This window comes from Bacillus sp. KICET-3 (assembly GCF_033261025.1).
Classification (GTDB): Bacteria; Bacillota; Bacilli; order Bacillales; family Bacillaceae; genus Bacillus; species Bacillus sonorensis.
The window spans coordinates 650759-676715 of record NZ_CP137345.1; the positions used below are offsets into that span (position 1 = coordinate 650759).

At 40.6% G+C, this 25957-nt stretch carries 25 protein-coding genes and 1 pseudogene; 16 read left to right on the plus strand and 10 right to left on the minus strand.

Going from position 1 to position 25957, the window contains the following annotated elements:
* The first annotated feature begins 548 nt into the window (after positions 1 to 548).
* From R5H20_RS03240 to R5H20_RS03250, 3 genes are all read left to right on the plus strand, one after another.
* Positions 549 to 1268: a metalloregulator ArsR/SmtB family transcription factor gene (locus tag R5H20_RS03240; RefSeq protein WP_006638802.1), complete on the plus strand. Its 720-nt coding sequence runs from the start codon at positions 549 to 551 to the stop codon at positions 1266 to 1268.
* A 37-nt stretch (positions 1269 to 1305) separates the two neighbouring features.
* Positions 1306 to 1899, plus strand: coding sequence for a YdeI/OmpD-associated family protein (locus R5H20_RS03245; protein WP_006638803.1), 594 nt, complete (start codon positions 1306 to 1308; stop codon positions 1897 to 1899).
* Positions 1900 to 2553: 654 nt separating this feature from the next.
* On the plus strand, positions 2554 to 3639 hold the full coding sequence (locus R5H20_RS03250) for a glycoside hydrolase family 26 protein (protein ID WP_006638804.1): 1086 nt from the start codon (positions 2554 to 2556) through the stop codon (positions 3637 to 3639).
* Positions 3640 to 3975: 336 nt separating this feature from the next.
* Here the strand turns inward: R5H20_RS03250 and R5H20_RS03255 are convergent, their stop codons facing one another.
* The 3 genes from R5H20_RS03255 to R5H20_RS03265 form a co-directional block, all read right to left on the minus strand.
* Complete coding sequence (locus tag R5H20_RS03255) at positions 3976 to 4338, minus strand: hypothetical protein (protein WP_006638805.1); 363 nt, start codon at positions 4336 to 4338, stop codon at positions 3976 to 3978.
* Between the two features lie 2 nt (positions 4339 to 4340).
* Complete coding sequence (locus tag R5H20_RS03260) at positions 4341 to 5450, minus strand: Rap family tetratricopeptide repeat protein (RefSeq protein WP_006638806.1); 1110 nt, start codon at positions 5448 to 5450, stop codon at positions 4341 to 4343.
* 470 nt (positions 5451 to 5920) lie between these two features.
* Positions 5921 to 6835 carry an arginase family protein gene (locus tag R5H20_RS03265; RefSeq protein ID WP_006638807.1) on the minus strand — a complete coding sequence of 305 codons (915 nt, stop codon included), beginning with the start codon at positions 6833 to 6835 and terminating at the stop codon, positions 5921 to 5923.
* Positions 6836 to 6940: 105 nt separating this feature from the next.
* Between R5H20_RS03265 and R5H20_RS03270 the strand changes: the two genes are divergently transcribed.
* From R5H20_RS03270 to R5H20_RS03295, 6 genes and pseudogenes are all read left to right on the plus strand, one after another.
* Complete coding sequence (locus tag R5H20_RS03270) at positions 6941 to 7282, plus strand: winged helix-turn-helix transcriptional regulator (protein ID WP_006638808.1); 342 nt, start codon at positions 6941 to 6943, stop codon at positions 7280 to 7282.
* Between the two features lie 238 nt (positions 7283 to 7520).
* Positions 7521 to 8186, plus strand: a complete 666-nt coding sequence (locus R5H20_RS03275; protein WP_006638809.1) for a helix-turn-helix transcriptional regulator — start codon at positions 7521 to 7523, stop codon at positions 8184 to 8186.
* Positions 8187 to 8241: 55 nt separating this feature from the next.
* Positions 8242 to 8556, plus strand: coding sequence for a RidA family protein (locus tag R5H20_RS03280; protein ID WP_051056690.1), 315 nt, complete (start codon positions 8242 to 8244; stop codon positions 8554 to 8556).
* A gap of 74 nt (positions 8557 to 8630) precedes the next feature.
* Positions 8631 to 9728, plus strand: coding sequence for a threonine synthase (gene thrC / locus R5H20_RS03285; RefSeq protein ID WP_006638811.1), 1098 nt, complete (start codon positions 8631 to 8633; stop codon positions 9726 to 9728).
* Between the two features lie 271 nt (positions 9729 to 9999).
* Positions 10000 to 10287 (plus strand): annotated as a pseudogene (locus tag R5H20_RS03290) (RidA family protein).
* Positions 10287 to 11393, plus strand: coding sequence for a D-TA family PLP-dependent enzyme (locus tag R5H20_RS03295; RefSeq protein WP_088273075.1), 1107 nt, complete (start codon positions 10287 to 10289; stop codon positions 11391 to 11393). The pseudogene R5H20_RS03290 and the gene R5H20_RS03295 overlap by 1 nt, the downstream one beginning before the upstream one ends.
* Before the next feature lie 164 nt (positions 11394 to 11557).
* Here the strand turns inward: R5H20_RS03295 and R5H20_RS03300 are convergent, their stop codons facing one another.
* Positions 11558 to 12760 carry an MFS transporter gene (locus tag R5H20_RS03300; protein ID WP_006638814.1) on the minus strand — a complete coding sequence of 401 codons (1203 nt, stop codon included), beginning with the start codon at positions 12758 to 12760 and terminating at the stop codon, positions 11558 to 11560.
* Positions 12761 to 12952: 192 nt separating this feature from the next.
* Here R5H20_RS03300 and R5H20_RS03305 point away from each other — a divergent pair, with 192 nt between their 5' ends.
* Positions 12953 to 13774: a MerR family transcriptional regulator gene (locus R5H20_RS03305; protein WP_006638815.1), complete on the plus strand. Its 822-nt coding sequence runs from the start codon at positions 12953 to 12955 to the stop codon at positions 13772 to 13774.
* Between the two features lie 418 nt (positions 13775 to 14192).
* Here R5H20_RS03305 and R5H20_RS03310 read toward each other — a convergent pair whose 3' ends face one another.
* Positions 14193 to 14573, minus strand: a complete 381-nt coding sequence (locus R5H20_RS03310; protein ID WP_006638817.1) for a winged helix-turn-helix transcriptional regulator — start codon at positions 14571 to 14573, stop codon at positions 14193 to 14195.
* 110 nt (positions 14574 to 14683) lie between these two features.
* Between R5H20_RS03310 and R5H20_RS03315 the strand changes: the two genes are divergently transcribed.
* Positions 14684 to 15268 carry an NAD(P)H-dependent oxidoreductase gene (locus tag R5H20_RS03315; RefSeq protein WP_081605393.1) on the plus strand — a complete coding sequence of 195 codons (585 nt, stop codon included), beginning with the start codon at positions 14684 to 14686 and terminating at the stop codon, positions 15266 to 15268.
* A 186-nt stretch (positions 15269 to 15454) separates the two neighbouring features.
* On the opposite strand, the gene R5H20_RS03320 is transcribed toward R5H20_RS03315, so the two are convergent.
* Positions 15455 to 16645: an MFS transporter gene (locus R5H20_RS03320; protein WP_006638819.1), complete on the minus strand. Its 1191-nt coding sequence runs from the start codon at positions 16643 to 16645 to the stop codon at positions 15455 to 15457.
* Positions 16646 to 16892: 247 nt separating this feature from the next.
* Here R5H20_RS03320 and R5H20_RS03325 point away from each other — a divergent pair, with 247 nt between their 5' ends.
* Together R5H20_RS03325 and brnQ are read left to right on the plus strand one after the other, a co-directional pair.
* Positions 16893 to 17474, plus strand: coding sequence for a TetR/AcrR family transcriptional regulator (locus R5H20_RS03325; RefSeq protein ID WP_006638820.1), 582 nt, complete (start codon positions 16893 to 16895; stop codon positions 17472 to 17474).
* Positions 17475 to 17949: 475 nt separating this feature from the next.
* Positions 17950 to 19230 (plus strand): branched-chain amino acid transport system II carrier protein, encoded by a 1281-nt coding sequence (gene brnQ, locus R5H20_RS03330; RefSeq protein ID WP_206702659.1) that lies wholly within the window; start codon positions 17950 to 17952, stop codon positions 19228 to 19230.
* Between the two features lie 123 nt (positions 19231 to 19353).
* Here brnQ and R5H20_RS03335 read toward each other — a convergent pair whose 3' ends face one another.
* Both R5H20_RS03335 and R5H20_RS03340 read right to left on the minus strand, forming a co-directional pair.
* Positions 19354 to 19731: a VOC family protein gene (locus tag R5H20_RS03335; RefSeq protein WP_006638822.1), complete on the minus strand. Its 378-nt coding sequence runs from the start codon at positions 19729 to 19731 to the stop codon at positions 19354 to 19356.
* Between the two features lie 104 nt (positions 19732 to 19835).
* Positions 19836 to 20414: a LysE family translocator gene (locus R5H20_RS03340; RefSeq protein WP_006638823.1), complete on the minus strand. Its 579-nt coding sequence runs from the start codon at positions 20412 to 20414 to the stop codon at positions 19836 to 19838.
* Between the two features lie 132 nt (positions 20415 to 20546).
* Between R5H20_RS03340 and R5H20_RS03345 the strand changes: the two genes are divergently transcribed.
* The 3 genes from R5H20_RS03345 to R5H20_RS03355 all read left to right on the plus strand — a co-directional run bounded on the left by R5H20_RS03345 (position 20547) and on the right by R5H20_RS03355 (position 22781).
* Complete coding sequence (locus tag R5H20_RS03345; protein ID WP_006638824.1) at positions 20547 to 21443, plus strand: LysR family transcriptional regulator; 897 nt, start codon at positions 20547 to 20549, stop codon at positions 21441 to 21443.
* A 222-nt stretch (positions 21444 to 21665) separates the two neighbouring features.
* On the plus strand, positions 21666 to 22127 hold the full coding sequence (locus tag R5H20_RS03350) for a MarR family transcriptional regulator (protein ID WP_373870236.1): 462 nt from the start codon (positions 21666 to 21668) through the stop codon (positions 22125 to 22127).
* A gap of 15 nt (positions 22128 to 22142) precedes the next feature.
* The gene (locus R5H20_RS03355) at positions 22143 to 22781 is read left to right on the plus strand and encodes a nitroreductase family protein (RefSeq protein ID WP_006638826.1); all 639 of its coding nucleotides are present in this window, start codon (positions 22143 to 22145) and stop codon (positions 22779 to 22781) included.
* 191 nt (positions 22782 to 22972) lie between these two features.
* On the opposite strand, the gene R5H20_RS03360 is transcribed toward R5H20_RS03355, so the two are convergent.
* Positions 22973 to 24334, minus strand: a complete 1362-nt coding sequence (locus tag R5H20_RS03360; protein WP_006638827.1) for a serine hydrolase — start codon at positions 24332 to 24334, stop codon at positions 22973 to 22975.
* Between the two features lie 134 nt (positions 24335 to 24468).
* A complete protein-coding gene (locus R5H20_RS03365; RefSeq protein WP_006638828.1) occupies positions 24469 to 25857 on the minus strand; it encodes an amino acid permease in 1389 nt (462 codons plus the stop codon).
* Positions 25858 to 25957: the final 100 nt, after the last annotated feature.

The following is a 25957-nucleotide window of genomic DNA, read 5'->3' on the forward strand; positions in this document are numbered from 1 at the left end:
AAACAGTAAATTTGCATGTACATCAAAAGAGATGAAATAAATTATAAAACAATGGATTAAAAATGAATCACTTGGGTATAAATCCGGCATTGACAGCTATTTCTCTTGCTTGAAAAGTGCCCATTTTGTGCCCAAAATGCACATCAATTGATGCAAACGAGTATAATGAACGACTTCAAATACTTGAAATGACGGGGTTTTGTAACTGATAGTAAGCTTTCACTATATTGTGGCCTAGTGGGCACCCCCGTGGGGTTCAAGTCTTCTCAGCCGATCATAGAATTACCAAGGGCTTATTCGCCCTTGGTATTTTGTTTGTGGGGAAAAGGTGGTGTCCGTAACATCTATCATCGTCTTTATAGAAGCATGTCCAAGCCTTTCTTTTACTGTTGCATATTTATTGACCAAATCATAAAGAAGAAACCTATAAATTAAATGATAGGAGGATAAAAGCAATACCGTGATGGCAAAAATAAAATTTGACATGACACCAATTAGTGTCCTATAATCAAGACACCAATCAGTGTCCTATTAAGGGGAGGAGGATTTTGAACGAGAACAATCAAGAGCGTGACATTTATACAGCCGTCGCAGACCCGACAAGACGCACATTGATGCGTTTGTTGGCTGACGCGGAAGAATTGCCGCTCAAAGAGTTGACTGCTCATTTTGACATGGGCCGTACCGCGGTTTCAAAGCATTTGGCAATCCTTAAAGAGTCCGGCCTCGTAATGAGCAGAAAGGTCGGCAGGGAAACGCGCTATCGGCTGAATGCCGCCCCATTGAAAGAAATTGAGGATTGGGTGTCGTTTTACAGGAAATTCTGGAGCGAGAGAATGTTGCTTTTAAATCAAATACTGCAGGAGGAACAAAACATGAGTTTAACGGTATCACACGATTTTCATTTTAATAGCCCGATCGAAAAGGTATGGCACGCCTTAACGGATGCAAATACTCTTGCAAAATGGATCATGCCTAATGATTTTAAACCTGTCGTCGGACATCAATTTCAGTTTCGGAATGAACAGTGGAATTTAGTTATTGATTCCGAAGTTCTTGAAGTGGATGAGCCTTATAAATTATCTTACACCTGGGTAGGCGGCGGGATAAACACTACAGTCACCTGGACATTAAAGCATGAGGGTGGAAAAACCTCTTTACATCTTGAACACACAGGCTTCGAAAAAGAAGATCAAGCGTTCAATGGTGCAAAATTCGGTTGGGCGAGAATGGGCGAAGAACTTAATAAATTGTTAGAGGAAATGTAAGACCACAGCAAACTGCTCGGAAAGAGGGGTGTCCTTGATGACAAACGGTAAAATGAATCCAAAGGTTGATGAATTTTTAAGCAAAGCTGCAAAGTGGAAGGAAGAATTTGAGAAGTTAAGAAATATTGTTCTTGATTGTGAGCTGACCGAAGAATTTAAGTGGATGCATCCTTGTTACACGTTTAACAATAAAAACATCGTTTTAATACACGGATTTAAAGAATATTGTGCGCTTCTGTTTCACAAAGGCGCCTTGTTAAAGGATCCCCATGGGATTCTGATCCAGCAGACGGAGAACGTACAGGCGGCGCGCCAGATTCGGTTCACCAATGTTCAGGAAATCGCTGAAATGGAAGCCGTCTTGAAAGCCTATATTCATGAAGCCATTGAAGTTGAAAAGGCCGGTTTGGAAGTGGATTTTAAAAAGAATACAGAATATAAAATTCCTGAAGAACTTCAAAATAAATTCGCTGAAATCCCTGGTTTGAAAGCTGCTTTTGAAGCATTGACCCCCGGGCGGCAAAGAGCATACATTCTTTATTTTTCTCAAGCCAAACAATCCAAAACACGCGAGTCAAGGGTTGAAAAATGCGTGCAGAAAATTCTCGACGGCAAGGGTTTAAAGGATTAGCACATCCGATGAGAAATTAAATAAATCAAACTTTAAGAATCGCAAGCGAACAAAACAGTGCCCTTTAAGTGCTTAAAAGGAAAAAAATGATGCAAATCTGTATAATGAATAACTTCAAATGCTTAAAAGTTTTGTAACTGATGATACCGTTTTATTGAGGGGAAAGAGATAAAGCTAGAGGAGTAGACAATGTGTTACTCCTCTTTTTTATGTATGAAAGTTTGCATTGCGATCACTGCTGGGTTATTAAGTAGTTTCATATCTGTTACTCATTTTAAAAATTCCTCTTCTTTAAAATAGAGCAGGTGGATGAAAAATTCATCCACCTCTTTTTATCGTACTTAATGTAACAAGATAAATAGGTAAAAAGAGTCAATTGGAACAAAAAAGCATATCTTAAAGACTGAAATAAAATAAGTCAACAGTCTCATGATAAGGAGTAATTTTCAGCTTATTATTAGTTTCGCTCCTACAGGGAATATATTTCCTTTTCTTAGCTGAAAGGGAGATTGAATATTCAAGCAGCAGATTAAGAAAAAGAGGGTGATACAAAACCGGCATTCATAAATTTTGCACATAATATCATTTTGGTAATTTTTTTGAGAGAAATTGATTATGACGTACTAAAAATTAAAGAAAATTGGAGATTATGTTATGTACAAAAAATTTGGAATCTCTTTATTAGTTGCTTTATTAATCGTTTCAGCTTTCTCGCAGACGGTGTCTGCTCATACAGTGAATTCGGTGAACCCAAAAGCCCAGTCGATAACAAAGGAGCTGATGAATTGGCTCGCTCACCTGCCAAACCGGTCGGAAAACCGCGTATTGTCAGGTGCATTCGGCGGATACACAAGTGCGACGTTTTCCATGACAGAAGCCAATCGAATCAAAAATGCTACAGGCCAGTTACCTGCTGTTTATGCTTGTGATTATTCGAGAGGATGGATGGAGACAGCTAATATTGCCGATGCGATCGACTATAGCTGTAACAATGATCTAATCTCTCATTGGAAGAGCGGAGGCATACATCAGATCAGTATGCATCTTCCTAATCCTGCGTTTCAATCTGGCCATTATAAAACACAAATCTCAAACAGTCAGTATGAAAATATCTTAGACCCATCAACCACAGAGGGCAAACGGTTGGACGCCGTACTGGCCAAAATCGCAGATGGCCTTCAGCAGTTAGAAAATGAAGGCGTTCCAGTTCTTTTCAGACCTCTTCACGAAATGAACGGAGAATGGTTCTGGTGGGGACTTACCGGTTATAACCAAAAGGATAACCAGCGTATCTCACTTTACAAACAGCTTTACCAAAAAATTTATCATTATATGACTGATACAAGAGGTTTGGACAACTTGATTTGGGTATACGCGCCAGACGCCAATCGAGACTTTAAGACAGACTTTTATCCCGGGTCTTCATATGTTGATATTGTTGGATTAGACGCGTATTTCTCAGATGCTTATTCGATTAAAGGATATGACGAGTTAACAGCTCTTAATAAGCCATTTGCTTTCACTGAAGTTGGCCCGCAAACAACAAATGGCAGTCTGGATTATTCCCAATTTATCAATGCGGTTAAACAAAAATATCCAAAAACCATTTATTTCTTAGCTTGGGATGAGGGTTGGAGCCCTGCGGCTAATCAGGGCGCCTCTAATCTCTATAATGACAGCTGGACACTGAACAAGGGCGAGATATGGGGCGGCAGCTCACTTACACCAATAGCTGAATAAATGAAACCTGAACACCACAAAGCAGTTTCTATATAGTGCTTTTTTTGAAGAAAAAATGATTCTGCCGGTAACGGAGAAAATGACAGATTGGGTGTCTAAGAAGATGCCATGTATAACGAGAAAGGGGGTTAGACCCCTTCCTTAAAGAGTTAATAACCCGTGAAGGTTCAAGTCTCTCGGCCGCATCATAGGAATACCAAGGGTTTGGACGCCCTTGGTATTTTTATTCTTATTTTACTCCACATTTGCTTAGTTATTTGAATCTGGACAAGAAAAAACAAAGTGAAGGAAACCGAATAGTTAAATAACAATTAAAAGCAGGCATATGCCTGCTTTTTAAGCGGTTTGAAAATTATTGAGAGATGACGTGATCATTCGGCCGGCAATTTGAAAATCATTGGTTGATGACGTGATCATTCGGCCGGCGGTTTGAAAATTATTGGTTGATGATGTGATCATTCGGCCGGCGGTTTGAAAATCATTGGTTGATGACGTGATCATTCGGCCGGCGGTTTGAAAGTCATTGGTTGATGATGTGATCATTCGGCCGGCGGTTTGAAAATCATTGGTTGATGATGACGTAATCATTCTTCCGGCGGTTTGGTAAGAGTCGGATGGGGCCGCAAATGTAATTGAAATCACTGCTAATGCAGCCAAAGAAAACAAAGTAAAACCGAGCAGAATTTTGTTTTTCATCATAATCAACTCCCCTTTTTATTCATATTCTTTGCTTGAATCGCTTTCCGGTAAAATTGGATTGACTCCTCAAGTTTACCAATTTCATTATAATATTCTGCCGCGTCTAATGCCAATTCTTCAATATCCGCATACAGCCCTTTATCTTCAAGATATTTGAATTCCTCCTCTGGAGAACCGTGTTCCAAATAAATTTTTTTCAATATGTTAAGTTGGGCTTCATGGGATTTGTCATTGATGGCCCTTGCTTGCTCTATACCTTGTTCATAAAGGCTTAGTGCCTCTGGGTGATTTTCTTGTTTTAAACAAACATACATGAGCTGGAATAAAGCTTTAGGGATATATGAGGAATTTTCTTTTTTAAATATTGTTAAAGACTCTAGTATATGTTCATATGATTCAGAAAATTGTTTCAAATAAAAATAACAGTTCCCCAAATTAAAATAAGCTGACGCTAACAAGCGGTTATTATCCGTTTTCTTAGCTTCAAGTAAAGCGGATTGTAAAGTCATTAAGGCGTCTTTATATTTCATGGTATCAACTTGATTTCCGGCTATAACAAAATAACAATAGATTTCTTTTTCTATCAAGGTCTCATGCGCTTTGAACGTATCGAGCGCCATTGTGGCATAATTCATGGAGATATAGTTTTGTCTGAGGTGATAGTAAATTTCGGACAGCTTATAGTAAAACTCGGCTTTTTCTTCTTCGCTGTCAACAGATGCCAATTTTTTTTCGGCGATTTTGTAGCAGGTTATGGCCGTATTGAAATTGTGCTGCTTACATTCATACATCCCTTTAAAAAACCAATAGTAGTAGTGAATCATTTCATCAACTTGGGTGTTTTGCATGTCCTCTTTTTTGGTTTCAATACTCGATAATGAATCAGAAATGTCTATTGCGTCGTTAGGCTTCAGGTCTCTTAACATGAGATTGTGGCGGAAATCAATTAAAGAGTAATACAACAATACGGTTTGATTTTCTTCCATTTCTTCAAGCTCTTGTTGAATTTCGGCTTTAATAAATTCTGCGTCTGTGACTTGGTTTCTGCGTATCATCGAATACCAATCATTTATTTTTATAGCAACATTCTCCGATGGAATTTTTTGCTTCATGATGCAAACCCCTTTCATAATCAAGACGTTCTCTCTATCCATTTATTGCACATGTTAACACATTTCCTCAGTTTCGAGAATTAAAAAAATAAAAGTTTTCGGTGTGCCGCAATAGAAGTCGTTTGACAGGTTTGGGGTGGGATTGCAGTGCCTATGATGTTCACAAAATGAAAATAATGCAAATAAGTGCAACGAATAATTTTAAATCATCGAAATGGCAGGTTTTGATACGATTCACTTTAGGGAGACCTGGCCCCGAGCTACCCCGTGAAGGTTCGAGTCCTCTCGGCCGCATCACAGGAACACCAAGGGTTGAGACGCCCTTGGTATTTTTTGCTTTGCATTCAATTGTTTTTTATTACTCTTTGTTTGGAAAACAGAGGTTAGAAGACTGATTTACAAAAAACAAAAGATATCTTTTTTGTAGGGGGGCTATTCATCTGAGGATGCTCAGGCTCCATTTTATGAGTTTATTGATTTAAAATAGGTATCTTCCCGAGCAGATTCTTTAAATGAATAGAATCCCACGGTAAATGCTCCGTAATCCCTAATCCGACTACGTCTGTTTCTTCAGACAGTTCTTTCAGCAGATGAAGCAGGTGAGGCATTTGCATTGTTCCCTCAGGAGAATAATTTACAGGTGCTTCAGGGTTGGCGAATAATAAAGAACGAAATGCCTTTGGGTCAAGTACGTCTAAATCAAGGTGAATGGCCAGGTGCTTAATGCCGCTTTCTTTAATCCACTCTTTTATAGATTCAGTACTGTTCGCTAACTCTTTGGTTCCAGCAGTTCTAATACCCAGTCTTTGAATCACTTCTGTGTCTGGTTCTCCAGGAGCAATACCCAGTCTTTGAAATTCTTCTGAAATCACTTTTGTTTCTTGTTCTGCAGGATCTGCTAATCCCGCGATAAAGACATTTTCAGGTTTTAGAGGGATTTTCACATGGTTGGCGAACTCCTCATCTCCTTCTCCCAAAAGATTCCCGAGAGGCAATGTATGGCCATTATCATACCCGACGTATCTAACTAAATCGCTGTGGGCATCGATCCAAATTAAACCTAATTCCCCGCCGTATCGTTCGTTTAAATAGGCAAATGGGGCTTGTTCAACTAAGCAGTCACCGCCAAACATGACAATGCGGTCTGGCTTATGAGCATCAATGATATGATGAGCAGACTTTAATTGTTCCAGCAGCTGTTTTCTCCCATTCATACCGTTCTCGTTTTCAAGCGGAGTTCCATCATAAGCTTGAACCGGAACATGAATAAGGGGCTGATCATTTTCAGGCGCCAGCCAAGCAAGCAGTTCGGCTCCAAAAGAGTAGTTAGGGTTGTTTCCCCCTTGCCATTGCGGCATTAACAGACGGATCGTTTTTTTAGCCATGCTTTACTCTCCTTTACTTCAAAGTAATGTTAGTATAAAATGAACGCAAATAAAAAAATAGTACGCACTTTAATGACAGGTACTATCCAAAAGGAGAGTGTGAATATGAGCATGGCTGAATATAAAGGCAAAGTTAAAAATATTCAAGATACACCTTTTGGCTACACATTGTCCGTGATCGGCGGCAAATGGAAAATGGTGATTATTTACCTCCTCGCGGAAAATCAACCGGTTCGCTTTAATGAGCTGAAAAGACAGATAGGGACTATTACTTATAAAACATTGAGTTCACAACTTAAAGAATTGGAAGCGGATGGTTTGGTGAACCGAAAAGAGTATCCTCAAGTTCCGCCTAAAGTCGAGTACAGTCTAACAGAAAAAGCGGCAACTCTATTACCGGTTTTGGAAGAGTTATGTGAGTGGGGCGTAAAAAATCAAAATAATTAAACCTGGTTTTCTGATTGCTTTCATATTAGAAAGGCCATGGAAAAAAACAAATGAGAGTGAGAATATTTATCGAACCTTCCTTAAGTAAACCGTACCCGGTGAAGGTATGGTTTTTTAGGTTTAATCATATAAAAAAATATGTGTGTGTTTCATTTTCATATAAAAAATTATATAATGAATTCACGAACTGAAATTTTTAGAGATTTATGCAGGAAAAAGAAAGTTAGGTGTTTAGATTTTGACAGAAGCAAAACAGACCTTAAACCGTTATATTCCATTTGCAAAAACGCTTGGGGAAATGTTTGGACCAAATTGTGAAGTCGTCATTCATGATTTGACAACACCCCAGTCTTCCGTCATTTTTACAGTTAACAATCATGTGACAGGAAGAGAGGTCGGTCAATCCTTTGACCATTTGGTGAAAAAGGTGCTATTATCCGATGAATTCAAAGAGGATTACTTAGCAGGATATGAAATCCAGACAGATGATCAGAGAATGATCAAATCATCGACCACCCTTATTAGAGATTGTAATGACCGGGTGATTGGGGCGTTTTGCATCAACTATGACATGAATGTAATGATTCAGATGAAAGAAATGTTGGAGGCATTAATGCCGCACAATGAAAAAGATACTCACATACAAACTCCGAATGCAAAAAATCAGGAAACATCGATTCAAAATGTGGAAGAAATTACAAATCAGTTAATCGAACAAATTGTTGCGAACCGCAAACATTCTCTGATGAAACGCCGGGAAAAAATCGAACTCATCCGATTTATGGATGAAAAAGGGATATTCCTCATGAAAGGTGCCGTTGATAAAGTAGCAGATCAATTAGGCATCTCAAAAGTAACGGTCTATAGCTACTTGGATGAAGTCAAAAAAAAGCAATCGGAGTGAGCGTAGTGGAGAGTATTTTTGAAGCAGACCGAATGGCCATTACGCATTAGCCGTCATTCATCAGAACGCGATTTATGTATCAGGACAATTTGCCATTGATCCAATCACACAGGAAAAGAAATTTGGCACGATTGAAGAAGAAACTTTACAGGCATTGTCTAATATAGCGTATATCTTAAAAAAAGCCGGCAGTCATAAAGACAAAATGTTAAAGGTGACGCTGTATCTTCACGATATCGGTTTATTAGACCGTGTAGATAATGTCTATCAGGGTGTCGTTGACGGTTATCAGCCGGCGCGATCAATTGTCCCGACGAACGAGCTGCACTATCGTTTTCAGATTGAGATTGAAGCGATCGCCAGCATGTAATATATTTTTTTGCCTATGTTGTATAAAAAAATACATGAAATATAAAAAAATATATGACAAGAGGGAGGAAGATGATGGATCAGTATGAATGTCATTCTTGCGGAACGAAATACAATGTGACCGAACAAGGATGGAAATGTCAGTGCGGCGGAGTGTTAGATCTGGTAAAAGAGAATGTACCTTTTTCTAAAGTATACAAAGAAATGCCTTCAATGTGGAGATATATTGATGTGATGCCGTTTGAACATGACTCCGCAATATGGAGTGACATTACTATGGGGGAGGGATATACACCTTTAATTGTATTAGACAGCGCAGAACCGAATACGTTTGTGAAAGTCGATTATATGATGCCTACGTTATCTTTTAAAGATCGTGGTGCAGCTGTCTTAATTGCCAAGGCAAAAGAATTGGGAGTGAAACATGTCATAGCCGACAGCAGCGGAAATGCGGGGACAGCGATTGCAGCTTATGCGAAGCGGGCTCATATAGCATGTGACATCTTTCTCGGAAAAGGCACATCACCTAAGAAAATCGCGCAGGTGAAAGCCCATGGCGCCAACGTTCGCGAAATTGAAGGCACTAGAGAAGATGTAGCTGAAGCGGCGCAAAAGGCTGTTGATAAAGAGAAAAAATTCTATGCCAGTCACGTGTATAATCCATTTTTCTATGAAGGAACAAAAACGTATGCCTATGAAATTTGGGAACAAATGAATGGAGCGCCGGATACGCTGATGATTCCAGTTGGAAATGGTACGCTGCTACTCGGGGCCTACTATGGATTTAAAGAATTAATGGAGAACAAATGTATCGAAAAAATGCCAAAACTGGTTGCGATACAGGCGGAGAATTGTGCGCCGTTGGCAAAGGCATTTATCAACAATCAACAAGCGGCTCAACCCGTTGAAAACAGCGGAACACTTGCTGAAGGCATCGCAATTGCCAAACCGGCAAGATCTGCTCAAATATTAGAAGCCATCCGTGCTACAAACGGCCAAATGATAACAGTGAATGAAGATGAGATGTTAAAAGCGCGGGCTGCACTGGCAAGTAAAGGCTTTTATGTAGAACCTACAACAGCTGCAAACTATGCGGGCTATGTAAAATACGATCGTTCTTCTGATGAAAAAATCGTCATTCCTTTATGCGGAGCCGGGATTAAATCTAATTAGCAGAACAAAGAAAATCATTATGCTTAGTACCGCGGCACGATTGCAAGTAAGCGCGATCCTGAGACAGTAAGAAAGCAAGACCTAAAACCTGGCTGTTTTGTTTGGCTGCCGACCGGAACGTCGATGCGGGCAGCTTCATATGCTCGGTGTCATATTTTAGGAGATGGTGATATTGAAGCCTGTATACACTAAATATTCAACACGTCATGGGGGCCATTACGTGCCGGCTATGGAGCACAATGGTGTTCTCTATATTTCAGGGCAGTTGTCTATGAATCCGGAAACGGGAAAAACTCCAGCCGGGGGCATGAAAGAAGAAGCAAAACAGGCATTAGCAAATTTGGAGCTTGTGCTTAAAGAAAGAGGATGAAGCAAGGAAAATGTTATATTATCCAGACTGTATACCCCAGACGTAAAATATTGGCCGGACATCAATGAGGTTTATGCTCATTTCTTTGGCAGCCATAAACCGGCTGGAGTTGGTGTTCCATCAAATCATTTATATGCGGGCTGTCTTGTTGAAATGGAAGCAGTGGCGGCTATAAAGGAGGAAGAATAATGAATGATTTAGAATTAGATACGCCAGCACTTCTGATAGATAAAGATATTCTCTATAAAAATATTAAATCAATGCAAGAATATGCTGATCGTTACAAAGTGAATTTACGTCCTCATACGAAAACCCATAAAATGCCCAAACTGGCGAAAATTCAAGAAGAAGCTGGGGCTGTTGGAATTACGGTCGCCAAAGTAGGCGAAGCTGAAGTAATGGCGAAGAATGGTTTGAAAGACATATTTATTGCCAATGAGATTGTCGGTAAAACCAAAATCGAGAGAATCAGAAAATTGTCAGAGACCATCGATATCTCATTTGGAATTGACAGTGTTTATCAGGTAAATGAAATAGAAGAGGTTTTTCAAGGATCAGCCAAAAAAGCACAGGTATTAGTGGAAATTGAAGTTGGCGAAAAGCGGTCAGGCATTATTGAGGAAAGCGATTTTCGTACACTATTGGAAGCTGTGAAAAATAGTCGTAATGTTCACTTAAAAGGGGTTTTTTCTCATGATGGACATACATATAAAGCGGAGAGTGCAGATGAATGCAAAGAGCTTTATATGTCCAGTGCAGACAGGACGCTTTATTTTGCCGAGATAGCAGCTGAAATGGGATGTGAGCCAGAGGTTGTCAGCATAGGATCTACTCCGCCATTTATGTTTCAATTCGACATCCCAAAAGGAGTAACCGAAATCAGACCTGGCACTTACATTTTAATGGATGCCTCACAAGCAAATGTGATTGGATCATACGATAAGTGTGCAGCAACTGTACTTACAACCATTATAAGCAAACCAACAAAAGAGCGTGTCATTACTGATGTGGGAGCAAAAGGGATTACTGCCCAAACAAGAACGAAAGGCCTGACAGCCACTACAGGTCTTGGCAAAATGAAAGAATTTAAAAATGTCTATATTCACGATGTGTTTGACGAACATGCTACTATTTACAATGAAGAATTCAACAAGCAAGTAAGCATCGGAGATAAGGTGCGGATTATTCCAAATCATATCTGTCCGGTATGTAACTTGCATGAAAAAGCCTACTTAGTTTCGGAAGGTAAGGTTCTTGAAGAGATTTTGGTAGAGTGCAGAGGGAAATTACAATAAGATGACATTCATTTAAAGCCAACAACAGTGCAATTTTGCGCCCAAAATCTTAAAACGGGTGTAATGAATGAGGCGTTTATAACACTAAAATAAAAAACATACCAACATGATTTGGTATGTTTTCTTCTTCATATACGCCCCTATTCCTCACAGCTATCATCCGGCTAATTCAAGGTTGAAACTTCATTTGATTGATCTTTCCATACCATTGTAAGACTCAGGCCGACAATCATAACGATACCTGCAAAAAGGAAAGGATAATGAATGTTAAGATCAAATAGAATACCGCCCAGAGCCGGACCAAATATATTCCCCAAGCTCGTGTAAGTGGAGTTCATGCCCGCGACGAACCCCTGCTGGTTACCGGCAACTTTGGATAAAAAAGTAGTTAAGGCCGGGCGCAGCAAATCAAACGCCAGAAAAATAAAACACGTGACAAGCAAAACAGCTAAAAATCCTGACATCACAGTAGATACGAAAGCCAAGACCGCACCGATGATGAGACAAAGCTGAATCATCCTTTTCTCGCCAATTTTATTGACCAATTTCCCGAATAATAAAACTTGAATAATGACGGCAACAATGGAACTGAGCGTAATAATGGTCGCGATATCTTTTGGTGTGAAGCCGAATTTATGATCGGAAAACAAGCTAAATACCGTTTCATAGGCTGATAAGCCGAAAGCCAGCACAAAGACGATAATAAATGCAATGAAATAGACAGGATGAATCGACTTCTTCAAGTCTTTAAAGAAACTGGATTCCTTTGTATGAGATGAGAGTTGTTCGCGTTCTTCTTTTGACAATGACTCTTTTAATATAAAAACGGAAGAGACGGCTGCTATTAATGCTAAGCCGGCAGCAAAGAAAAATGGCATGCGAATGCCATAATCGGCAATAAACCCTCCTGCACCAGGTCCGATAATAAAGCCGGTGCTAATCGCGGCAGATACATAACCCATAGCCTTTGACCTTTCCTGCAGGGTTGTTATATCAGCCACATACGCTGTTACAGCAGGCATGATAAAGGCCGCGCTGATTCCGCCCAATATCCTCGATAAATAAAACATTGAAACATGGGTCCCCAATCCAAAAATCAACTCTGATATACTGAATACAAGCAATCCGAGGACAATCATTTTTTTTCTTCCAAAACGGTCAGCCCATCTTCCTGCGAAAGGGGAAGTGATTAATTGGGAAATGGCGAAAACCGCAACAAGATACCCCATGGTACTGCCGGATAAATGCATGATATTCATAAAAGAAGGCATAACCGGAATAATTAAACCGATGCCAAGAAATGCGATGAAAATGTTGCTTAATAAAATAATAAGCACCGTTTTTTGTTCTTTAATTGATTTTTTCATCTGTGAAAACTCCTCTAACATTAATCAAGGCAAAGAGTAACGCTTTGTTTTGCCATTTATACTTTGAGAATGATCCAAGACAAGCGAAGAGATTTTCCGCTTCAAACTGATCCTTTTCTTTGTTGATCGAAGCCTCTTTCCAGTACAATAATCATAAAGTATATAGCTACCGTATAGTCAAGGAGATTTTTTATGAGCGAAGATTTAAAAAAGTATTTCACAACAGGTGAGTTTGCCAAGCTCTGCAACATAAAAAAACAAACGCTGTTTCATTATGACGAGATTGGTCTGTTTTCTCCGGAAATAAAAAAAGACAATGGCTATAGATATTATTCTTATCATCAATTTGAGCTTTTTCAAGTGATCAATTTGTTTAAAGAGGTTGGTGTACCGTTAAAAGAAATCAAATCCCTCATAAAAGGCAAAACACCGGGCAGGATCGTACCGCTTCTGAAAGAAAAGACTGTTGAAATTGAGGACAAAATCAACAAGCTTAAGCATTTGCAAAAGATTATACAGACGAAAGTGGCGTTAGCTGAACAAGCATTAAAAACAGATTTTTCTTCGGTTTCTTTTCAGTTTTTAAATGAAGAAAAATATCTGATCAGCAGATATACATTAGATTTACCAGAACGAAAATACATTGCGGCCATTTCAGAACTCATTCACTATGTTGAGTCCCGCAAATTAGATGAGGGCTATCCTGTCGGCGGGATATTTGCACGGGAACAAATTCTAAAAAAAGACTTCTATAATTACAGTCACTTTTATATAAAAGTAAAAGAAGGAATCGATACGGTAAACCATCATGTGAGACCAAAAGGGCTGTATGCAGTCGGCTATCAAAAAGGCGAAGAAGTTGAAGATGCCTACAGCAGAATGATTCAATTCATTGAAAAGAACGGGATGCAGATAGGCGAGTATGCATATGAGGAATTCATGCTTGATGAAGTGATGGTCGATGGATTTGAAAATCAAATCACCAAAATCCTCATTCAAGTTAAAGAGATGTAACGGATTTTTTTGATGTAAACGAACCTGGCACCAATGAGATATGCATGAAATAACCATCTTTATAGCGGAAAACAGTGCCCATTGAGCTCTTGGGAAACGGGCTTTAAAACAGGAGAAGGGCTGCATGAGCTGCAGTTCTTTTTGTTTCAATAGATAGCACGTATTTTTAAAAAGGCATTGCCTAAGACGCAACGTCACAGATGATGATAGATCCTGAAAGGGGGAATGGTTTTGAAAGTGAGTCAATTTGCGCAAAGTGGGAATACGACTGTAAAGACACTGAGGCATTACGAAAAAGTAGGTGAAGCTCATAATCCAGGCCTTCTCGGCCGCATCATAGGAATACCAAGGGTTGTGATGCCCCTGGTATTTTTTTTGCGAAATCAGGAATGGTTTTCGAGGCTAAAGTCAATTAGATTTAATCTTCAGCTTTAAGCGTGGTTTCGATGTTAACCATTCTGTCTTTATACTTCTCTCCCCATTCCTTCATGTGTAAAATAATAGGTTCCAAAGTTTTTCCAAACTCAGTTAAAGAGTATTCCACTTTTGGAGGGACCTGTTTATAAACCTCGCGGTGAATCACGCCATCACGTTCCAGTTCCCTTAATTGTAAAGTAAGCATGCGCTGGGTAATTTTAGGATAAAGTCTTCGGAATTCATTAAATCTCTTTTTGCCGTCAATGAGATGATAAAGGAGAACGCCTTTCCATTTACCGCCAATTACATCTAATGTGGTCTCCACCGGGCATCCTTCAAAGTGATCCGAAGAATAATCAAAACCAAGTTTTCGATTTCTCATGCTGTTCACTCCTCATAGTATACTTTTTGATACTATATACAATTAATGTGCGTACTTTTTATATTTTAATATACATCATATAATGATGTCACATCAAAGAAATGAAAGGAATGATTCATATGAAAACACTAGTAATCGTAGTACATCCGAACATTGAAGCTTCTCGAATCAACAAAAAGTGGAAAGAAGCGGTTTTAAGTGAACCGGGAATAACTGTCCATGATCTTTATGAAAAATATCGCCATCAACCGATTGATGTGGAATATGAACAACAATTGCTTCTTGCCCATGATCGTATTGTTTTTCAATTTCCATTATACTGGTACAGCAGTCCCCCGCTTTTAAAACAGTGGTTTGATGAGGTGTTTACTTTTGGTTGGGCTCATGGCCCCGGCGGAACGAAATTGAAAGGAAAAGAGTGGGTGACGGCCATGTCCATCGGTTCACCTGAACATTCTTATCAAGCCGGCGGATATAACTTATTTTCAATAAGCGAACTGACAAAGCCGTTCCAGGCGTCTGCCAGTTTAGTAGGCATGGCCTATCTGCTTTCCTTTGCCGAATATCGCGCCAATAAAATCAGTGACCAAGAAATCGCCCAAAGTGCGAGTCGGTATGTAGAACATATTACAAATATAGAATTAAACCCTAAGGTTCGCCTGCGTAACTATCTGAAGCAACTAGAAAGTGAATAGATTTAATTTATAAAAAAATCGTCGAAAATCCTGTTATCATCACACAGGATTTTTCTTGTTCAGCAAACCGCTCCGATTCAATGATAGGAAATTTACGCCAAGGGATGTTGACTTACCGAGAAAAAAGAAAAATACACCAAAAATAAGCGATCAGCTTGTACCTGACTGCTTATTTTTGGTGAAAGACTATTTTTCTGTGGCGAAATAAAGCAAAGCTATGACCGGAAAAGCGATGCCAATCCATAATGTTGTACCCCATCCGCCTGAGGCGTATGCCCACCCTCCAATTGACGATCCTATAGCCCCGCCTAGAAAGAAGATTGCCATGAATAATCCGTTCAACCGACTGCGAATTTCTGGTGCCAACGAAAAAATGGCACGTTGGCTGAGCACAAGATTTGCAGATACGCCCATATCTAACAGAATAGCTGCGACCACTAGAACTGCTATTCCGACGGGGGAGCTGCTCTGAATTACTAGCGGCAGTAATAAAGAAGCGATGACAACACCGAGAGCTATTCCAGTGGCAAGCCGGGTCAAGCCGCGATCAGCCAGACGGCCGCCTATTGGCGCAGCTACTGCACCTGCAATGCCCACAAGTGCGTATAGTGCTATTGCCTTTTGCGAAAAATGAAAAGCAGGACTGGACAATAATAATGGAACAGTAGTCCAGAACAAGCTGAAAGCTCCAAATACAAACGCATGATAGACGGCACGACGGCGTAAGACTGGAGTCGTGCGCAGCAACTTCCACATTGAACCCAGTAAGGCAGTATAGTTTGTGTTTGCTGTTGGTTTTCTGGCAGGGAGCACTTTTGATAATACGATTGCCAGGACAGCACTAACCGCCGCGGACAAAGCAAATATTGCATTCCACCCCCAGATATCAGCGACTAGACTGGATATCGGACGGGAAAGCATGATACCGAGTAATAGGCCGCTCATGACATTGCCGACAACACGACCGCGTGCAGCGTCTGAGGCAAGGTATGATGCGAATGGTACGAGCACTTGGGCTGCGATCGATCCCAACCCGATCAAAAACGCAGCTGCTAAAAACAGTGTTCCATGTTTCACAAATGCTGTTGCAGTCAGAGCCGCTGCGCTTAGAAGGAGCGATACAACGACAAGTTTTTTGTTTTCGATAATATCTCCCAAAGGGACGAGAAATAGTAAGCCGGCAACATATCCAATCTGGGTGAGTGTGACAATCAATCCAGCACTGCTAGGAGAAAGTCCAATGGCCTTACTAATTAATCCGACCAAGGGTTGTGCATAGTAAAGATTAGCGACAATGATACCGCATGAAGTTGCGAGAAGAACGGTTAAACTGGGTGAAATCCTCTTATTAGTTGTGTGTGTGTTTAAATTAGCCATGATTAAGCTCCTTGTTTAATGATTTTAAGATTTAGCCATGATTTGTTTCGCTGATTAATCTCCTTTCCATGGATTCAATAGATGAAGACTCCTCTCAGGTTATTTTGTAAACTAAACGTTTAGTTTTATTTATAGGGAAATAATATACTAAACGTTCAGTTTTGTAAATGGTTTTTTTCTATTTTCTTTTTTACTCACATTAAGTACACTAAACGTATAGTTTATATTTTGGGAAGGAATGATTCATGTGCAGAGTAAACGAGGGCGGCCGCGTGATGAGGGAACGCATAAGGCGATTCTTTCTGCAGCCTATGAACTATTGCTGGAAAATGGCTTTGATGCGGTGACAGTCGATAAAATTGCAGAGCGTGCTAAAGTGAGTAAAGCAACGATTTATAAATGGTGGTCTAACAAGGCTGCCGTTATAATGGACAGCTTTCTGTCGACCGCTACGGACAGATTGCCTGTGCCTGATACAGGATCGGCAGTAAATGACATATTAACCCATGCCACGAATTTAGCAAGGTTTTTGACAAGCCGGGAAGGAACCGTTATTACGGAATTAATAGGTGCAGGACAGTTGGATGCAAAATTGGCAGAAGAATATCGCGCACGATTTTTCCAGCCTCGCCGCCTCCAAGCTAAGGGCCTTTTAGAGAAGGGAATTCAGACAGGAGAATTGCGAGAGAATCTTGATATTGAAGTGAGCATAGATCTCATTTACGGACCGATTTTCTATCGACTGCTTATAACCGGGGACGAGGTGAACGATTCCTATGTGCATGATTTGGTGATGAATGCGTTTAAAGGAATTCGGCTGCCAGAATAGATGCGGGATCTGGGAACATCTTATATAGCCGTTTTCAATCATAGACTTGATTCATCAGCCTCTCTGCCGCATTCCCGAGATACCAAGGGATTTGATGTCCTTGGTTTTTTTATGTTTTGCTCTCATTTATGTTATACTCGAACGGTTGCTTTTCGGTCAGCTTTTTATGCAAATAACAAAATTGATAATTTCCTATAAAGGAAAAATCAACCTCTTTTTAAATTATTCGGAATATATAGCGAAATTCAATTTTTTGAAACGTTTAAAGTTTGGTTAAGGATGTTATAATGAGTTAGTTAATGAACCTCTGATTTTCTGGGCCGAGGGTAATAAAGAAAAAGCAGGAGTGGAATTTTAATATGTAATAACTGCATTCTATATACTACATAGCTAACATTACAGATATTATTTACACATCGGAGGATTACTAGTGGGACAAAAAATTCCGTTATCTTTTGTAATTATTATAGGTCTAATGTTATTCGCGCTATTTTTCGGAGCAGGAAATTTAATTTTCCCACCGATGCTTGGTCAATTAGCCGGAACAAATTTATGGACGGCTAATGCAGGCTTTTTAGTCACTGGAGTTGGATTGCCGCTGCTCGGCATTACAGCGTTTGTGTTTTCGGGAAAAAATGATCTTCAATCTTTAGCGGGCCGTGTGCATCCATTATTCGGGCTGGTGTTTACCGTCGTTCTGTATCTGGCGATCGGTCCTTTTTTTGCGATACCGAGATCGGGGAGTGTGTCGTTTGAGATTGGGGTTAAACCTTTTTTATCTCATGATCCGGGACATGTCCCTTTAATTATATTTACGGTTATATTTTATACAATTGCATGTTTACTTTCACTTAATCCCGCCAAAATCGTTGATATTGTCGGAAAAGTGTTAACGCCGATTAAATTGACTTTTATAGGAATACTTGTAATTGTAGCAATTTTCAACCCAATCGGTTCTTTTCAATCGCCTTCAAAAGAGTATTCGGCACATGAATTTTTTAAAGGGTTTCAAGAAGGCTATTTAACATTGGATGCGCTTGTGGCATTTGTGTTTGGGATTATTATTGTGAAGGCTATTAAAGAAAAAGGTACTACAGATAGAAAACAAGTCTTGGCTGTTTGCGTAAAAGCAGCAATTATCGCTGCGACACTCTTAGCCTTTCTTTATTCTGCGCTTGCTTATATGGGTGCCTCGAGCGTTGAAAAATTAGGCCGGTTTGAAAATGGGGCTGAAGTGTTGGCGAAAGTGTCAGAATATTATTTTGGTTCTTATGGCGCGATCTTATTAGGATTAATGATTACCGTGGCGTGTTTGACCACAAGTGTGGGGCTTATCACTGCCTGCGCTTCATTTTTTCATCAATTGTTTCCGGGGGTTTCTTACAGAAATCTGGCGATTGCGTTGTCCATATTTAGTGCAGTGGTTGCTAATTTAGGACTGACACAGCTGATTAACATTTCACTCCCGGTTTTAATGACGATGTATCCAATCGCGATTACGTTAATGTTTCTAACATTTTTGCATTCAGCCTTTAAAGGCAGGTCAGAGGTCTATCAAGGCAGCTTAATCTTAACATTTATCGTGAGCTTGTTTGATGGCTTAAATGCCGGAGGAATAAAAGTCGAAGTCATTCATGATGTCTTCACTCATTTTCTTCCATTCTACAGCATAGGTTTAGGCTGGCTCCTTCCTGCTGTTATAGGCGGGCTTGGCGGTTATATGATGAGTTTGATGCGAAAAAGACGTATTGCGTAATATAGTGGACGAAACCGCCGCATCACAGAAATACCAAGGGTTTTGAACCCTTGGTATTTTTTGCTGTCTAAAATCGCGGCGAAAGGTCTGTTAAACGAAGAATGAAGCGGGAGCATTTTCTTTCTACAGATACTGTGATATTTCAATGAGGTTCTGATCTGGATCTCTCATATAAACAGATACAATCGGGCCGAGCGCACCGGTTCTTCTGACAGGCCCTTCCTCAATGCTGACGTTGTTTTTTCTTAGATGCCCGATGATATGATCTATCGTTTCGTCAGAAATAAAGCACAAATCCGCAGATCCAGGCAACGGGTGTTTTGCTTTGGGATCGAATTCATTGCCGGCCTCATGCAAATTTATTTTTTGATTGCCGAAACGCAATGCTTTTCGGCCTGAACCAAACGTTTCTTCTTCCATTCCCAAAACACATGTGTAAAAGTTTATCGTTTCCTGAAGGTTTTTCACGGTTAACACAAAATGGTCAAGTCGTTTGATCATGTACGTTTCCTCCTCTATACAATGTAAAGAAATTCGACTGCATACATTTGAAATCCTGTTTGCCAGGCTGATTACTGAAAAGGCAAAGGGGCTTAAAAGAAGGTTTATAGAAAAATACTTACCGCAGAGTAAATGAGCAGCAAGCACATGATGACCCGAAATGCCTGATCATGCTTCGCAAACAGCTTTTTAAAAACAGCGCCGAACCCCGACCATAAAAGCAGCGCCAGCCAGCCCAGAAAAATGGCTAACGCTAAATAAAAAATAATCGATTTCATAGAATGATGAAACGGCAATATAAAAGCACTCATCAATGTTAAGAAGAACAAAATGCTCTTGATATTTATTATTTGAAATATGAATCCTGATAAGAAGGAAGAATGGACATGTCCAGAATCATTCTTTGACCTTTTAGATAAACCGATTTGCCGGGCCAAATAAAGCAGATATACCGCACCGGCTATTTTAAAGTAAGGCTCTGCAACAGGAATCCAATTGTATAGACCAATCGTAAATACCCCGCTGAAAATCCCAAGCACCGCAAACCCCGACAAAATGCCGCTATTGAAACGCCATGAACCGATAAAGCCGAACCTCTGCGCTTCATTCATCATTAAGATGTTGCTTGGACCAGGCGTAATTGATGTTAAAATCACATACGAAAGAAAAGCTATGATACTCATTGAATCACCTTCATTTGCTTATGTCATAGTGGGCAGCTTTTATTGTATGATAATGATATCTATAAATAAAATTGAAATATAAAAAAGCATTATCGATTTTTTCGATACATCATACATTTGAGGAGAAATTGCATGGAAATTAGACATCTTATCACGTTTCAGGCCATTGTCGAAATGGGCAGCTATACAGGAGCTGCTGCTAAGCTGGGCTATACGCAATCCACGATAACCACTCATATCCAGGCGCTTGAGCATGAGATCGGCGGCGCGTTATTTACGTATGAAAGAAGGAATTTAAAGCTGACTCATTTAGGCAGGGAATTAATCCCTTTAGCGGAAGATTTGCTTTCTGCTCACGATCAGATTAAGAATATGAAAAGCGCTCAAGAGATCAAGGGCGCATTAAAAGTGGCTGCACCCGAGTCATTAACCATTTCCAGACTTGGACCAATCATCAGGGAATTTTCATTGAGATATCCTTATGTGAACATCGTATTAAGCAACGGAACATGCGGACAAAACCAGGTTGACCTGTTAAGCGGACGTGTCGATATCGCTTTTATGGTCTATCCGGAAATAAAACCAGAAAAGTGCATTCACTATACTTTAACCGAGGAGAAGATTGTCCTTGTAGGAAGTCATGATGGACCGGATCATTTTGATGAATATAAAAAACAGAACAGCAAACATTTTTTTATCACAAATGAAGAAGGCTGCAGCTATCGGTCCATGTTTGAACGGTATCTTATCAAGCATGACATCCGTCACTTTCAAACAATGGAGTTATGGAGTATCGAAGCGATTAAACAAATGGTTATGAGCGGACTTGGATTTGCTGTTTTACCCTATATGACAGTCAAAGAAGAAGTGGAGAGCGGTAAGCTGAAAATCCTTTGCCATTCCGAAGAGCTTGATCCGCTTTATTCCCATTTGTTAATCAAAAAGAAAAAATGGCAGCTGCCGGCTGTAGAGGCTTTTGTTGAACTGGTGCTACATTCGGTGAATGAGTCTGATACCGGAGTGTCTTGATATCAGGTCATTTCCGATCGTTCTGATTGCTTTTGATCACAGATAAAACTTTGGCTCACACCGTGAAGGTTCAGTTCTAACGGCCGCATGAAGAGATGCAAGGGCTTTGGCTCCTTTGCATTGTTGCCGTATGAAGAGGTTCCAAAATAAAAGCAAACCATTTGCAAAAACAGAAAACCGATTGTATATTATTGATATATCAATAATTGATGCATCAATTAATTGTTCAATAGAAAGAAGGGATGGGTTTTGACAACGCGTTGTTCACAAGAAGCCGAGATTTTATATCAGCTGCAATGCTTAAACAAAGTGATCGGCACGAAGTTTGAGGCATGCACCGGCATCAGCCAATCTCGCCTGGAGTTGCTCGCATTGCTCTTCCACGTAGATGAAATCAGTCAAAGCGACCTTCAAAAAAAGGTGAATCTCGATGGCGCAGCCGTCACAAGACACTTGAAACAGCTTGAAGCCAAAGGAATGGTATCAAGAAGAAGGAAGCCTGAAGACAACCGTATCATACTTGTTCGCTTGACCGATCGGGGACGGGCGCGAATCGAATCTTCCAAAAAAGAAAAGGAGCGTTTCATAAAGGAAATGCTCGCCGGTGTCAGCGCAGAAGAATGCAGTATGCTTAAGAATGTGCTGTCACAGATGCAGAAAAATATAGACAATATGAAAGCGTAAGAGGAGTGTTTATACATGGGAACTGCATTAAAAACAAACGATTTTATGGAAATCATGAAAGGGCGCCGGTCCATACGCAACTATGATCCGGCAGTCAAAATCAGCAAGGAAGAAATGGCCGAAATATTAGAGGAAGCGACGACAGCGCCATCTTCAGTCAATGCGCAGCCATGGCGTTTTCTTGTCATCGACAGCCCGGAAGGCAAAGAAAAGCTCGCGGGGCTTGCTCAATTTAACCAAACACAGGTCGCTACTTCATCTGCCGTGATTGCTGTATTTGCTGACATGAACAATGCAGATTATTTAGAAGAGATTTATTCAAAAGCCGTTGAACTTGGCTACATGCCGCAAGAAGTAAAAGACAGACAAATAAAAGCTTTGACGGCGCATTTTGAAAAACTTCCGGCCCAAGTAAACCGGGAAACCATTCTGATTGACGCCGGCCTTGTCTCCATGCAGCTTATGCTGACAGCCCGCGCACACGGCTACGACACAAACCCGATTGGCGGCTATGACAAAGAAAACATTGCTGAAGCCTTCGGTTTGGAAAAAGAGCGCTATGTACCGGTCATGCTTCTGTCGATTGGAAAAGCTGCTGACGAAGGATATGCTTCATACCGTCTTCCGGTCGCTAAAATTGCCCAATGGAAATAATCCGAACCGACCTTGATGGCGGGAAAAAAGCTACAAACAATTGATTTTCTAAATAAAAGAGGGCTTCTCATGATGAAGCCCTTATTTTCATATCGCTATAAAAGTTTCTGGCAGCAGAACATCACCTGTTCTGAAAATAGGGAGAGCGGTTTTGGACCTGTCCCCGCTAAAATTCCAATTTCTCCGGTTGGTCATTCCTCAAATATCCGCATCACTTCTTCCACTGCCCCATTCTGGTATATGGTAAAGCGAGTGACAGTTCCACCTTCCAAAATAAATTCTATTTCAACAGACAATGACCGGAGAAAAAAACGTGTGTCCGAGGATGGAAATATCTCAAAACGAGCTTGTCCGGTGATTTGTATATAAAGCCGTTCATTTTCAACCGTTACATAAGCGATGGTTCCATCTGGAAATGAATAGCTGCCGATATACCGGCTGTAAATGGCCGGATCGATCTCTTTTTTCTTTTTATCTGCAGGACGCTCAGGTATGACGTAAGCCTGATCAAACAGGATATTGTCCACGGCTTCAAAAATGGCCTGTTCATATTCATCATTCTGTTCCACATTGCTCAAGTAAATGAACGTTTTCTGTTGATCGATATATCGGATCATTTTAGTCGAATAGCCGGGCCAGCCTCCGCTGTGACTGACGATCCGCCCTTTTTCAGGACTGTTCTGAAGCAACCAGCCGCACCCGTAATCTACGGTCTCTCCGTTTTTCAGACGTACGGGAGAAAATGCAAGCTCTTTGGAAGCTTGAATGATCAAGCTGTCTGTATATAAAGCCTGGTCGAACACATATAAATCCCGAATGGTTGAGTTTACGGTTCCGTCCCCTTGTATCCCATCAAGGTAGTAGACATATTCGGTTTCTTCAAGTTCATCAGGCAGAATATACTGTCCTTTATGGATATCATACACATATCCAAACGCATAATCGTCAATGGTTTCAGGCTGAAGCCTTCTGTTGTACACCCTTGTGCTCTGCATATTCACCGGACCGAAGATGTTTTTTTTCATGAAGTCCGGAAAACTCAGGCCGGATGCTTTTTCAATAATAACCGCCAATAGTACGTATCCTGTATTGCTGTACAGCCAGCCTTCACCCGGGGCAAAATAGCCTGGCGGCTGATGATTCATCAGCATATCAACAATATCCTGGTTTACGGCGATCCTGCTATGATCCCAATATTTGTGAAACCATTCCATATAATCAGGCAGGCCTGACGTATGCGTCAATAAATGGTGAATCGTTACACCTTGATAGGGAAATCCCGGAATCCACCGCTCTACTTCATCTTCGACATTCACTGCCCCTTGCTGTGCTAATTGAAGGACCCCCAAGGCAGTAAAGGGCTTCGATAGAGATGCTAATTCAAATAATGAATGATCCTGTAATAAACGTTTTTCCGGCAGGTTTGCATAACCGAAGGAGTTTTGATAGATAATGTCGCCGTCCTCCGCAACTAATACCGCCGCATTGATATGATTTCTTTCGCCCAATACATTAAACAAATTTGCAAGCCGCTCTCTTTTTTTCTGTTTCACTTTTCCACCTCCGCTTTTTTATACGAATATGGAAAATAGAGGTTCCAGCTGTTGTCAGGTTGTGTTTTTCGAAAAAATATAAAAGCCTTGAGAGAAAACAGTTTTTCTCTCAAGGCTTTAAAATGTGCTCTTTGTTAATGCACTTGATGTTCCTTTCTTTTCCGCATCTTATAAATCACAATCAGCAAAATAAACCATATCGGGGTGACAAATAAGGAAACACGGGTATCTGTCGCCAGTCCAAGCACAATCAAAATGAACGCCAGGAAAGCAAGAATCAGGTAATTAGTAAATGGATAAAGCGGCATCTTAAATGTGTTCGATTTCGCCAAATCCGGTCTTGTTCTGCGGTATTTCAAATGGCAAATAACTGTAATTCCCCATATGAAAATGAAACATATGGTAGAAATACTGGTGATCAGCGTGAATACTTCCTCTGGCATGATATAGTTTAAAGAAACGCCAATAAGAATCACGACGGCTGAAAAGAACAATGCATTGCTCGGTACTTTACGGGAAGTCAATTTTGTCATTGACCCGGGCGCATTATCTTCTTTAGCCAGCGAATATACCATCCGGCTTGTACTGAATATGGCGCTGTTGCTAGCTGAAGCCGCCGATGTCAGTACGACAAAATTGATGATGGTGGCAGCGGCAACAATCCCGACCGCTGCGAAAACTTGGACAAACGGGCTTTCGCTAGGATTGATGACGTCCCACGGATAGATGCACATAATCACAAATAGAGCGCCGATATAGAAAAGCAAAACCCTGATCGGGATATTGTTGATTGCTTTAGGAATCACTTTCACCGGGTTTTTGGTTTCGCCTGCTGTCAGTCCTACAAGTTCAATCCCTACAAATGCAAAGACAACCATCTGGAACGAAAGGAGAAACCCGTGCAGTCCATTTGGAAACATGCCGCCGTGGCTCCAAAGATTTGCGAAGCTTGCAGCACCTGAATGCGTCGAAAAGCCGCTTATAATCATAAAAAGACCGATCGCAATCAGGGCCAGGATCGCGATGACTTTGATGAGCGCGAACCAAAATTCCATTTCTCCAAAAAGTTTTACGGTCGCCAGGTTCATGATCAGCAAAATAATCAGGGCGATAAAGCCGGGCAGCCACTGCGGGATGTTCGGAAACCAGTACTGGGTATAGACTCCTACTGCCGTCAAGTCGGCCATCGCGAGTGAAATCCAGCAAAACCAGTAGGTCCACCCGGTGATAAAAGCCGCCGTATCGCCTAAGTATTCTCTTACAAAGTCAACAAAAGAGTGGTATTTCAAATTGCTCAAGAGCAATTCTCCAAGCGAACGCATAATTAAAAAGCAAATGATTCCTGTGATCAAGTAAGCAAATAATATCGACGGTCCGGCAAAATGGATCGATTTTCCCGAGCCGAGAAACAGCCCTGTTCCGATTGCCCCGCCGATGGCCATCAGTTGTACATGCCTGTTTGATAAACCTCTGGACAGTTTTTGGTCATGCCGACCACTGTCTCTTGTTATGTCGTCTGTCAATTTCAGTGTGCCTCCAATTAAATTTCTTTATTATGTTAACCTAGCTCCCGTATGTTTTATCTTCTATTATAACACTAAAATTTGAAGGGATTTATGACAG